General features: G+C 67.4%; 9 protein-coding genes. 1 reads left to right on the top strand and 8 read right to left on the bottom strand.

What is annotated here, in order from left to right:
- Positions 1-395: 395 nt before the first annotated feature.
- From JMJ55_RS29820 to JMJ55_RS29785, 8 genes are all read right to left on the bottom strand, one after another.
- A complete protein-coding gene (locus JMJ55_RS29820; RefSeq protein WP_202829243.1) occupies positions 396-1,118 on the bottom strand; it encodes a DUF2182 domain-containing protein in 723 nt (240 codons plus the stop codon).
- 68 nt (positions 1,119-1,186) lie between these two features.
- Entirely contained in the window at positions 1,187-1,789 is a 603-nt protein-coding gene (locus JMJ55_RS29815; protein WP_202829242.1) for a DUF1326 domain-containing protein, read from the bottom strand.
- Between the two features lie 1,358 nt (positions 1,790-3,147).
- Complete coding sequence (locus JMJ55_RS29810) at positions 3,148-4,179, bottom strand: LacI family DNA-binding transcriptional regulator (protein WP_202829241.1); 1,032 nt, start codon at positions 4,177-4,179, stop codon at positions 3,148-3,150.
- Positions 4,180-4,239: 60 nt separating this feature from the next.
- The gene (locus tag JMJ55_RS29805; RefSeq protein ID WP_202829240.1) at positions 4,240-5,223 is read right to left on the bottom strand and encodes a Bug family tripartite tricarboxylate transporter substrate binding protein; all 984 of its coding nucleotides are present in this window, start codon (positions 5,221-5,223) and stop codon (positions 4,240-4,242) included.
- A 22-nt stretch (positions 5,224-5,245) separates the two neighbouring features.
- Positions 5,246-6,055, bottom strand: a complete 810-nt coding sequence (locus JMJ55_RS29800; protein ID WP_202829239.1) for an enoyl-CoA hydratase/isomerase family protein — start codon at positions 6,053-6,055, stop codon at positions 5,246-5,248.
- Positions 6,052-7,191, bottom strand: coding sequence for a CaiB/BaiF CoA transferase family protein (locus JMJ55_RS29795; protein WP_202829238.1), 1,140 nt, complete (start codon positions 7,189-7,191; stop codon positions 6,052-6,054). Before JMJ55_RS29795 ends, JMJ55_RS29800 begins: the two co-directional genes overlap by 4 nt.
- Positions 7,184-8,920, bottom strand: a complete 1,737-nt coding sequence (locus JMJ55_RS29790; RefSeq protein ID WP_202829237.1) for a hydantoinase B/oxoprolinase family protein — start codon at positions 8,918-8,920, stop codon at positions 7,184-7,186. Before JMJ55_RS29790 ends, JMJ55_RS29795 begins: the two co-directional genes overlap by 8 nt.
- Entirely contained in the window at positions 8,920-10,956 is a 2,037-nt protein-coding gene (locus JMJ55_RS29785; protein WP_202829236.1) for a hydantoinase/oxoprolinase family protein, read from the bottom strand. Before JMJ55_RS29785 ends, JMJ55_RS29790 begins: the two co-directional genes overlap by 1 nt.
- A gap of 105 nt (positions 10,957-11,061) precedes the next feature.
- On the opposite strand from JMJ55_RS29785, the gene JMJ55_RS31840 reads away from it, so the two are divergent.
- Positions 11,062-11,319: a transposase gene (locus JMJ55_RS31840; RefSeq protein WP_202829235.1), complete on the top strand. Its 258-nt coding sequence runs from the start codon at positions 11,062-11,064 to the stop codon at positions 11,317-11,319.
- The last annotated feature ends 241 nt before the right edge of the window (positions 11,320-11,560 follow it).

Raw genomic sequence — 11,560 nt, 5'->3', positions numbered from 1 at the left:
CGTCATCGTCGCCTCGACACTGCATCACCAGCGTCGAATCAGACCCCGCGATTCCGTGCAACATCAAAGTGCTCTAGGCCGACGGACGACACCGACCCTTCGCCTGGCATGTGTGCCCAGGGGTGCGACCTATGCGCTGCGGCGTGGCCGATACCACGCCGGACGCCGCCGCTTCTAACGCGCATGCCCACGCCTGCCGCGCTCCCCGCTACGGTCCGACCGTCGCGGTACGTGGCAACCATCAGCACGAAGTCCCACTATAATCTCAATCAAACACCAACGCCGTCCCGCAGAGGCGCGCCCAACCACACTGCCAAAGGCGGGTGTGGGCGCCTGCCCACCGCCCAGATCAGGCCGCGGACCCACCGGCCAATGCTGCTCGGCGAATAGGAGGATTAGCTGTTAGCCAGCGTGATCAACCACGCCCAGCCAAGTAAGGCAAGGCCCAGCGGCTGACTCAGCTGCCGTCCCCAGGTGAGGTTCTTTTCAGCCGCCATCACCGCCCCGAGCAGCAGCATCCAGCCGACATTGCCGGTACCCACGACGAACATTAGCAGCATGATCGCCCAGCAACAGCCGACGCAGAACAGCCCATGATGCATCCCGAGCCGCAGCGCGTTGCGCCGTGGCGTCTGCCCATGCCAATGCTGGATGACAAAGCTGAGCGATGTGCGGCACCGGTCGAGGCAATAGTATTTGAGGCGGCTGAACTGGAACAGCCCGGCGACGGCCAACACCCCAGCGCCAATGGTCCAAGCATGGAATGCCAGCCAGGTGGAGCGCCGCACCAGTGCGTGCAGCGCTAGATCCAGCAGATGCGCCGCCATGCCGAAGCCTAGCCACACCAGCAGGTAGCCAGTGACCAGCAGCACCAGCAGTTTGACGCGGTCGCCGCGTGCGGCGATTAGCCTGTCGAAGCGCCGCAGCAACGGCAGGGTGGTCGGTAGCATCATCGCTGCCGTCATCAGCAGCCAGCCGCCGACGTAAAGCAGCCCCGGCAGCAGGATCTCCCCTGCCGGCAGCACCCGGCAGATGCCCGCGGCCAAGCCCATGGTGGTCCAGCTGCCGTGGTCGAGATAGCGGCCGTAGGGGCTCCGTTCCCAGAGGTAGAGCGTCACCCATGCGGTCGCTACCAATCCCCCAATGACCGGAGCCGTCCATGACCGCGATGGCGTCACCAACATGATTAACCATCCAGAACGAAGGTGCTCTGCAACGCGTTGTGCCCTTCGAGGTCGAGATCGTGGCCCAGCTCGGCATGCTTTGAGCGGTAGCGCGTTGCCTTGCCGACGAAGACCGGCGCACTGGGTACGGTGGAGAAAATGGTGTTGGTCAGAGTCGTGATGGAGCCGTCCGGACCCTTATAATGGTCCATCTCAGCATGGCTGGTATCACCCACCTTGAGCGTCCCCTTGCCCTCGTTCACGTCGAAGGTGATCGGTACTCGCTCCACCGAGATAACCTCGCCGACCAACTTGGCAAAATCCGCCACCGGCCCGCCAAGCTTGCCGGTGTAGACGTCCAGCAGCGCCTTCTCCTGCGCATCTGATGCGCCCTGGTCGAGGTAGAGGGCGACGCGGAAATTCCCTGCCAGCACATTGCCTGGAATATGTGAGACAATGGCCAGCGTCCGCCCTGCCACATCAATACCCTGGATCGTGCCTTTATCGAAATGGTAAGCAAGGACCGAATCACAGGTGCCATTGTCGGGGTCCTCGCCGATCCAGCATGGGCAGAGGACACGGCAGTCACAGACCTCGAGCAGACGTCCTTCCAGATGGTAGGCCATGTGTCGCTCCCAGGTTGAGGTGCATTCCTTTCGAGTAGTGCAGCCGCTCGTTCAGCCCAGCCCGGTCATTCGCAAATCCCCGGCTGACCCGTGACAATGTCGGGAGCGCCAATTCTAATCCTTGCTGCCAATCTGTCGCAACGGCGACGTGATCTCGTCGCCAGTTAATACTGGCTCCACGATATTCGCTCAGGAGGCGCACAACTATCTTATTTAGAAACTGCAGCGCGCATTATCGGTGCGAGGATCTGGAGGACATGTGCTACAGCAGCCTCAAGGCGCGCAGTCCAACACATAGTTGCCTTGATGGTGTATCCGCGCCCTGCGCCCTCGGTTATGCGGCGACATCGGCTGCCAGCTTCCTGCGCCAGGTAGATTACGGCTGAGGGTTGGAGTTGGTTGTGAAGTTGATGTCGCCAGTCACGCCCTGTGGATGGCTCAACGGGTGCCGATCCGTAGCCGCCCGCTTCGGCAAGCTCTCCGTCAACTTTCTCGTCATAATACGGCTTGCGGGCATTCGCCCAATCATCAGGCGCCGCAGGAATGAGTTCAACGGCTCCTATGGGTCTGCCTGTGCGGGATCGGCTCAAGCCCACAGCAGATAGCGGCTCAGGGCTGTGCTTTTCGCTCCCGCTCAAGGTCGAGATGCCGTTGCATCACCTCGAGTGTATCTTGGATCGCCATAAGCATCGCCCTTGCCTGGGCGACCTCAAGCGGACGGCGGTCCCGCCCCATCTGTTCGAAGACGGCGATCTGACTGGAAACGCGCTCTTCGCCCTCGCGGCACGGCGCTCGACCTGCGCGAGCGGGTCCTCCAAGGGCATCATGCTGTTGAGCCGCGGTTAAGCTCGAGCACCTCGCTGCCGGGACTTCTCAGCGCGGACGTGCCGGCGCCACCCTTTGGAACGCCGGGGCGGGCTCGGTGTCGTCGAAGCCTCCGCCCCTGGGTTAAGGCGCTCAAGCACGCGGCGGGCTGCTCGGGCGGCTCGCGCGACCGGAATAGCAACTACATCTGACAAGGCCATATGATCTCGTTACCTCCCTAGCTCGGCAGCGGGCATATTTCGTGCCGTCGCTGATTAACGCTACGCAGCTTGATTGGTGCCAATGGTGATCAAGTTCGGCGCGGTACCCCCTTCCTCCCTTGCTCCGCTTGGCCGCACGCTGATGGCGGAGGAGTTACTCCGCCGCATTCTCGGGCACAGGCGATAAGGCGCGCGTGACACTGATGAGCGCCTGCCGCGGAGGTCTGTGCCGATCCCCGATTCAACTTCACCGATAGCGGCACGTGCTCAGCGAACTCACCGGCACGGCTGAACGTCTGTATGTTTGTGGGATCGAGACAGAGCTAACATCCTTCAACTGCTTACCTGATCCACAGGAGGAGCGAGAGAGGCACAAGGCAGGAACTCCGTCGGGGTCACATGCTCTTGCGGTGGAAGCCCCGGCGTCTGCAGGCGACGCAGCAAAAATCGTGCGGCGGCGGTGCCTAAGGCGCCGTGATCCCATCGCACGACACTGATAGGGGGTTGGTGGAATTCAGCCAACTCGCTATCAGCCCCGGCGACAACCGATACATGGTCCGGAACGCGAAGGCCGCGCGTCCGAAGTGCACGCAGCACTCCGGGCAGCAGCGCCGCCCCCGCTACGAAGAAGGCGCTGGGCGGCCGCGGCGCAGCCAGCAGAGCCTCGGCTTGGTCGAAGCCGAATTGTGTGGCGAAAGAGCCGAAGCGGAGCAACTCCGGGTCAGGCTGCAGGCCGAGCGCGGCATGGGCATCCGAGAAGCCGCGCAGCCGCTCCCGCGTGGCGCCGACCGAAGGCTCGCCCGAGATCATAGCGATGCGGCGATGGCCGAGCCGCAGCAGATGGCCGATCGCCTGTTGCGTGCCGCTGGCATGGTCCGCCCGCACCACGTCCAGCCCTTCCGGGGCGGCACGGTCCAGCAGCACCACCGGCATGGGTGCGCGGGAGAGCAGGCGCAGCAGGCGCTGATCGCTCTCGGAGCTGCTGGCGATCACCAGCCCATCCACTCTCCGCGCGGCGAAATTGGCCAGCAGCGCCCGCTCATGCGCCAGGTCATGGTAGGAGGAGGCGACGAAGATCGCGTACTCCTCCGACCCCAGCTCCCGCTGCATGGCGTCGACGAAGGCGGCGAGCACTGGCACCGTCAGGTCGCGGAAGACGCAGGCGAAGCTCCGCGTCTTGCGGCCTCGCAGGCTTTGCGCCGCGATGTTCGGGGCGTAGCCGAGGCCGCGGATCGCCTCCTCCACCTTCGTGCGTAGCGCCTCGGCCACCTGCGGGTGGCGGTTGATGACGCGGGAGACGGTGCCGAGTCCGACGCCGGCTTCCCGCGCGACATCCTTGATGGTGACGGCGCGCTGGCGCGTCATGCCAATGTGGGCCGCCACCGGCCGCAGAGTGGCAGGGCACGGCCGGGGGCTACGGCCCCGTCATCCCTCGAACTGGATTCCGGCCTCACGGACAATGGCGCCTAACTTCTCCGATTCCCGCGAAAGATAGGCGGCCCAGGCGGCCCGGTCCAGATTGAGGGGGGTGAAGGCGTTGGTGCGCAACGCATCGAGGAATTCCGGCGATTGGGTGACGCGGCGGACGACGGCGTTGATGGTGTCCAGCACCTCCGGCGGCGTCTTGGCATGGGCCAGCAGGCCGATCCAGGTATCCGCGGTCAGCGCCACGCCCGATTCCCGCAGGGTCGGCAGGTCTGGCGCCGTCTCGAAGCGCTGGTCGGTGCAGACAGCGAGGATCTTCACGCTGGCCTTTTGTGGCCCCGAGACGGCGAGCGGCACGAAGGTCACATCCACCTGGTTCGCCGAGACGGCGAGGATGGCCGGCCCCGCGCCCTGGTATGGCACATGCAGGAGGTTGACGCCCGTCAGCTGCTTGAACGTCTCGCCCGCGACCTGGCTGGCGCTGCCGACGCCGTAGCTGGCATAGGTCAGCGGCTGCCCGGCCTGGGCGCTGGAGCGCGCGAGGGCCAGCAGGCCTTGCACGTCGTTCACCGGCAGGCCCTGGCGGACAGCCACCGTGAAGACCACGGTGGCGGCCGGGGCAACGGCGGTGAAGTCGCGGATGTCGTAGGGCAGCCGCTTGTGCGCCAGCGGCAGGATGGTGTGGGTGTCGCCGGTGCCCATGATCAGCGTATGGCCATCGGCTGGCTGGCCGAGCAGCGCCTGGCTGGCGACGATGCCGTTGGCGCCCGGGCGGTTGTCCACCACCAGCGACGCACCCAGCCTGTCGCCCATCTGCTGCGCCAGCATGCGGGCGATGATGTCGGTGGCGCCACCCGGCGGGAAGGGGATAAGCATGCGGATCGGTCGGCTGGCGCGCCAGCCATTCTGCGCAAGCGCTGGCCTGGCCAATGGGGCCAGGGCAGCGGCGCCGAGCAATGCTCGGCGGGTCGTGGCAAGATTCATCGTTGTTTCCTCCCTCACGTTCTCACCGGCCCTTGAAGACCGGCGGACGCTTCTCGTTGTAGGCAGCGATGCCTTCGCGCCGGTCCTCGGTCGGGATCAGCTGGTAGTAGGCCTCGATCTCGAAGAGCATGCCGCTGGCGCGATCCATCTGCAGGCCATGGGTGATGGACTTCTTCGCCTGCCGGACGGAGATCGGCGCGTTGCCGCAGATGAGCTGCGCCGTGCGCAACATTTCCGCCAGAACCTGGCCCGGCTCGCAGAGGCGGTTGACGATGCCCCAGGCCAGCGCATCCTCGGCGCTGAAGGGCTGGCCCGTGAGGATTACCTCCTTGGCGCGGCGCTCACCGATGGTGCGGGGCAGCAGCTGCGTGCCGCCGCCGCCCGGCATGATGCCGCGCGTCACCTCGGTCAGGGCGAAGCGTGCCGTGCGTGCCGCATAGGCGAAGTCGCAATTGAGCGCCATCTCCAGCCCGCCGGCGAAGGCGGCGCCGTTGACCGCGCCGAGCAGCGGCGGCGGGCAGGCGAGGATTGCCCGCATCATCCGCTCGAACAGATAGTGCTGGCGGCTGAAATCCTCGTCGCTCATGCCGTCGCGCTGCTTCAGGTCGGCGCCGGCGCAGAAGACCCGGTCGCCGGCTCCAGTCAGCACGACGCAGCGATAGGCCTCCGGCGCCGCCTCCAGCGCACCGAACACATCGATGAGTTCATGCCCCATGGTGGTGCTGAGCGCGTTGGCGCGCTCCGGCCGGTTCAGCGTGACGGTCAGCACGCCCTCATGCGGCTCGTCGAGCAGCAGGGTTTCGAGCGTGCGGTCAAGGGCGGCTAGCCTCATCGGGCGAAGTCCTTCAGCATGTCCTGGTGTTCGCCGAGCCGCGGCGCCGGACCGGAGACGGGCGGGCGCTGACCGTCGAGGGAAAGCGGCAGGGCGATGGTGCGTGGCCCGTCCGGCAGGGTCTGGACGATGCCCAGCGCCTCCGTCTGGGGATCGGCCAGGGCGACATCCACCGTGTTCACCGGGCCGCAGGGCACGCCCGCCTGCTGCAGCGCGGTGGTCAGCTCCGCCACCTGCCGGGTGCGGATGACATCGGCCAGCAGAGCAATCAGCTCCCACCGGTTGGCGACGCGGCCGCCGTTGGTGGCGAAGCGCGGGTCGGCCGCCAGCGCATCGAGGTGCAGCACGCGGCAGAGCTTGCCGAAGAGCAGGTCGTTGCCCGCCGCGATCAGCAGGCGCCCATCGGCCAGGTCCCAGGCCTGGTAGGGGACGATGTTGCCGACGCCGCTGCCGAGCCGCTGCGGCAGCTCGCCGCTCGCCATGTAATCGGAGGCCGGGATGGTCATCCAGGCCAGCGCGGTCTCGAACAGGGAGACATCGACCACGCCCCCCCGCCCCGTATCCTTCCGCCGCACCAGCGCCGCCAGCACGCCGAGGGCGCCCCAGATGCCGGTGCCGATGTCGTTGATCGCCACCGGCACGCGGGAGGGCGCGTCGCCCGGATTGCCGAGCATGGCCATGAAGCCGGAGAAGGCCTGGATCAGCGGGTCATAGCCAGGCGCCTCGCGCCGTGGCCCGCTGCGCCCGAAGGCGCCGAGGTTGCAGAAGACCAGCGACGGCTTGGCCGCGGTCAGCTCGGCTGCGCCGAGGCCCACCGCGTCCAGCGTCCCGACCTTCAGGTTCTGCAGCACCACATCGGCCCGCTCCAGGATCAGCGCCCGGAGCGCCGCGGCCTGCGCCGGATCCCTCAGGTCCAGGGTCGCGGAGCGCTTGCCGCGATTCACCGCATGGAACAGCACGGCAGCCTCGCCGTGGAAAGGCGGCCCCCAATCGCGGGCATGGTCGCCCTTGCCCGTGCTTTCCACCTTGAGCACGGTGGCGCCGAGATCGGCGAGGATCATGCCGCAGAAGGGGCCGGCGAGGCTGTGGCCGATCTCGACCACGAACATGCCGTGGAGCGGCATGCGCTCAGCCATGCGCGGCTTCCGCCAGCAGCGCCTCCGCTTCTGCGGGGGAGAGGCCATAGTCGGACAGCGCGGCCCCGGTGACATAACCGTCCCGCAGGTCCTCGAGCAGCCGGGCGCGGTCGCGCCGGTGGGGATCGCCATAGCCGCCGCTGCCGGGCGGCTGCAGCACCACCACATCGCCCTTGGTGACGATCTCGACGCTGCCCTTGGCGGGCACCTTCGCCACGCTGCCGTCGCCGCGGCGCACCTCGCTGTGGAACATGCTGCCGGCGAGCCCGCCGAACTGCCCGAGCGGTGGGTGGATGCCGCGCTCGCCGCAGACCGTGTAGGTCGCCTCCTCATAGCCCACGCGATAGACGCGGCGGCTGGTCAGGCCGCCGCGATACTCGCCGGCGCCGCCGCTGTCCGGCACCAGGGACCATTCCTGCACCAGCAGGGGCGTGGTCTGCTCGGTGATCTCCACCGCCGTGCTGCCGGCATTGCCGACATAGACGCGGACGCCGTTGACGCCGTCCTTGTCCGCCCGCGCGCCCATGCCGCCGGCATGCGGCTCGACCGTGCCGACATAGCGCCGCCGCGTCCGCGCCACGCGCGCCTCATCCGGGTCCATGCCGCCGAAGACGCCGCTGTTGGCCCCACCGTTGCTCTGCCCGACGACGCGCTTCGGCACCGCCGGCGCCAGAGCGCGCAGCAGCATGTCGATGATGCGGGGCGAGGTTTCGGTATTGCCCGCGACCACGGAGGCCGGGAAGCGCGCATTGACGATGCTGCCCTCCGGTGCCGCGATGCTCACCGGCCGGTAGCAGCCCTGGTTGATCGGGATGCTGACATCGGTGATGGCCTTCACCGTGAACCAGGTGCTGTTGCAGGTGACGGAGAAGGGACAGTTGATGCCGCCGCGCGTCTGCGACCCGGTGCCCGCATAGTCGAAATGGATGCCATCGCCCTGCTTGATGATGCGCACCTTCAGCGGGATTTCGGCCGTCGGCCAGCCGGGCGGGCCGGCCACCGGCTCCAGACGGTCCTCGGCCTCGTAGACCCCGTCCGGGATGGCACGGATGGCCTCCCGCATCAGCCGCTCGGAATGATCGAGGGCGCGGGCCATGGCCTGCTTCAGCGCGTCCTTGCCGTATTTCCGGACCATGGAGGCGATGCGCCGATCGCCGACGAAGCAGCCGGCATACTGCGCCTGGATGTCCAGCATCCGCACCTCCGTCTCGCGCGTGTTCTGCACGATCAGGGTCAGCACGTCCTGCACCGGCGTCTCGTCGCGGTAGAGCAGCACCGGCGGGATGCGGATGCCCTCGGCGAAGATGTCCCAGGTCATGCAGGTGTAGCTGCCGGGCGCCTGGCCGCCGATATCGGTCCAATGGCCGCGCGTCATGACGAAGGCGACGATCTCGCCTTCGACGAAGACGGGACGGGTGAACTGGATGTCCGGCTGATGGTTGCCGCCGCCCAGATAGGCGTCATTGCTGATGATGACGTCGCCGGGCCGCAGCCTGTCCCGCCCGATCGCATCCACCGAAGCCTTGGTGGAGATCACCGCGGAGCCGAGCATGGTGGGGATGTCGTTGCCCTGCGCCACCAGCTGGCACTCGGCGTCGAAGACCGCGGCCGAGGCGTCGCCGCCGGAATGCACGATGGGGCTGCCCGCCGTGCGCATCATGGCAATCTTCATCTCGCGCGCCGTGGCATAGAGCCCGTTGCGGAGGATCTCGTAGGTGACGATGTCCATCACAGTTCGACCACCAGGTTGAAGTGTTCGTCCACCCGGGCCGTGTCGCCGGCGCCGAGCACGATGCAGCTGCTCTGCTCCTCGATCACTGCCGGTCCCTGCAGGGCGAAGCCCGGCGGCAGGTCGCGGCGCCGCCAGACCGGCAGCTCCTGCGGGCCGTCCTGCAGCACCAGGCGGCGCCGCTTCCAAGGCGCGGGCGCCTCGGCGGGGTGGTGCTGGCGCAGGGCACCGCGCCAACCCGTGCCGGCCCGCGCCTCGGCGCGGATGTTGTTCACCAGCACGGTCTGGTCCGGCTTGGTGAAGTTCCAGTGCCGCTGGTGCGCCACCTCGAAGGCGGCACGGATGCCGGCATGGCCCTCCGCCGGGAAGTCGATGGAGATAGCGTCCGGCTGACCGGCATAGCGGCAGTCCAGCCGGCGGCGGAGCTTGGGCGGGATGCCACCAAACTCCTCGTGCAGCGGGCGCTCCAGCGCCGCGTACATCGCGTCCAGCTCCGCCGCCGGCAGTGAGTCGAGCTCGCGCTCCACCGCCGCCTGACGGTCGGTCTGCCGGTCCGCCACGACCATGCCGAGGGCGCTGAAGAGGCCGGGCACGGGCGGCACCACGACGTGGCGCATCTCGAGCTCCCGCGCCAGGTCGATGGCATGGACCGGGCCGGCGCCGCCGTAGCAGAGATAGGCGAATTCCCGCGGGTCGTAGCCGCGTTCCACCGTCATCAGCCGCATCGCCTGCGCCATCAGGGCATTGGCGACGGCGCGGACGGTGCGCGCCGCCTCCTCGACCGTCAGGCGCAGTGGCTCGGCGATATCGGTGGCGATCGCGCGGCGCGCGGCCTCGAGATCGAGGCGGAAGCTGCCTTCGAGGAAGGTGTCGGGGTCGATATAGCCGAGCACGAGGTTGCAGTCGGTGACGGTGGGCCTGGTGCCGCCACGGCCGTAGCAGGCCGGCCCCGGATCGGCCCCGGCCGATCGCGGGCCGATGCGCACGCCGCCGCCGGCATCGATCCAGGCGATGGAGCCGCCGCCGGCGCCGATGCTGTCGATGTCGATCGTCGGCGCCCGCACGGTATAGCTGTGCAGCAGGCTGCTGGTGCGCAGCTCCGGCCGGCCTTCCCGGATAAGGGAGACGTCGAAGGTCGTACCGCCCATGTCACCCAGGATGACATCACCGATACCGCTACCCTCGCCGAGGCGCAGCGCGGCCGAGACCCCACCGGCCGGGCCGGATTCCAGCAGCATGACCGGCCGTGCTGCCACCTGCGCCGGTGCGGCCAAGCCACCATTCGACTGCATGAACGCAAGTTCGCCACGGAAGCCCTTCTCCTGGAGGGCACCGCCAAGCCGTTCGATGTAGCGGGCGCAGACAGGGCCCAGCATGGCGTTCATCACGGTCGTGCTGGTGCGTTCGTACTCCCCGATCTCGGGGTTGACCTCCGTGCTGGTCGTGACGAAACGGCCCGGCAGGCGCTCGGCCAGGAATTCGGCAGCCTGGCGCTCATGCGCCGGATTGAGGAAGGCATGTAGGAAGCACACCGCGACAGCCGCAATATCGGTCCGCGCGATCGCATCCGCGATCTGAGCCAGTTCCGTTATTTCGAGCGGCGTCTCGACCTCGCCCCGCCAATTCAGTCGCTCGGTTACCTCGAAGCGGTCGCGGCGCCGTACCAGCGGCCGCGGATTGTCAAAGAGCAAGTCATAGAGGTCCGCGCGGTCGTGGCGGGAAATCCGGCGCAGTTCAAGGACGTCGCGGAAACCCTTGGTGGTTACCAGAGCTGTACGGGCGCCGGTGCCTTCGACTACCATGTTGGTCGCCATAGTGGAGCCGTGGCCGATGAAGGTGACCTTCTCGGCCTTCACGTCTGCTACCCGCAACACGGCCTGGAAACCGGCGACGGCACCTTGCACCCTATCCGCCGGTGTCGTGGGCACCTTTACCGTGTGTACGCGGTCTGCCCCATCGATCAGAACGACGTCAGTAAACGTGCCCCCGACGTCAATACCGATGCGGGCCTCGCCTTGGCGATTCCGATTGTCCACCTGGACACCTCCCCGTTTCCGACACGATGAAACGTTTCCACGGGTCTGTCAAACGACGGTGACGGCACCCGGCTGCCCTAATTGGCGCGAGGCGCTGGCGAGCTGGTGGCGCAGATTGAAGCCTTGGAAGGACGCATCGAGCGGCTCGACAGCCGCATGGTCCGCCATGCCCGTGAGGACGAGACGGCTCGGCGGCTGGCCAGCATCCCCGGCATCGGGGCGATCGGCGCGACAGCCCTGGCCGCGATGATGTCCAGTCCGCACGGCTACGCCTCGGGGCGGCACTTCGCAGCCTCGCTTGTCCTGACCCCGAAGCTGCACTCGAGCGGCGGCAAGGAGCGCCCGGGCCGGATCTCCCGGTAGGACAACGCCATGTTGCGCCGGCTGCTGGTGCTTGGCGCCACGAGCCGCCGACGCTATGCACGGCGCAGCCCGGACGCGGCGGCCTTTCAAGGTCGTGGCCGTGGCATTGGCCAATAATACCAAGTCTCTGACTGACTGTATGGAAACGCGGATCGCGGTCTAGAGCGTTGCTGTGGCTCATCTTCCAGCCCGAGGCAGCCATGCGCGAACACCGTCAGCACCGGTATCCGACGGACCTCTC

The sequence above is a fragment of the Belnapia mucosa genome (assembly GCF_016775475.1).
Lineage (GTDB): Bacteria > Pseudomonadota > Alphaproteobacteria > Acetobacterales > Acetobacteraceae > Belnapia > Belnapia mucosa.
The sequence above is the reverse complement of the archived record's forward strand: the minus strand, read 5'-3'. Positions and strand labels throughout refer to the sequence as shown.

Excerpts from the sequence above, each read along its gene's own strand:
- JMJ55_RS29800 (WP_202829239.1), bottom strand. The coding sequence starts at position 6,055 with ATGAGGCTAGCCGCCCTTGACCGCACGCTCGAAACCCTGCTGCTCGAC.
- JMJ55_RS29790 (WP_202829237.1), bottom strand. The coding sequence starts at position 8,920 with ATGGACATCGTCACCTACGAGATCCTCCGCAACGGGCTCTATGCCACG.
- JMJ55_RS29805 (WP_202829240.1), bottom strand. The coding sequence starts at position 5,223 with ATGAATCTTGCCACGACCCGCCGAGCATTGCTCGGCGCCGCTGCCCTG.
- JMJ55_RS29815 (WP_202829242.1), bottom strand. The coding sequence starts at position 1,789 with ATGGCCTACCATCTGGAAGGACGTCTGCTCGAGGTCTGTGACTGCCGT.
- JMJ55_RS29795 (WP_202829238.1), bottom strand. The coding sequence starts at position 7,191 with ATGGCTGAGCGCATGCCGCTCCACGGCATGTTCGTGGTCGAGATCGGC.
- JMJ55_RS29810 (WP_202829241.1), bottom strand. The coding sequence starts at position 4,179 with ATGACGCGCCAGCGCGCCGTCACCATCAAGGATGTCGCGCGGGAAGCC.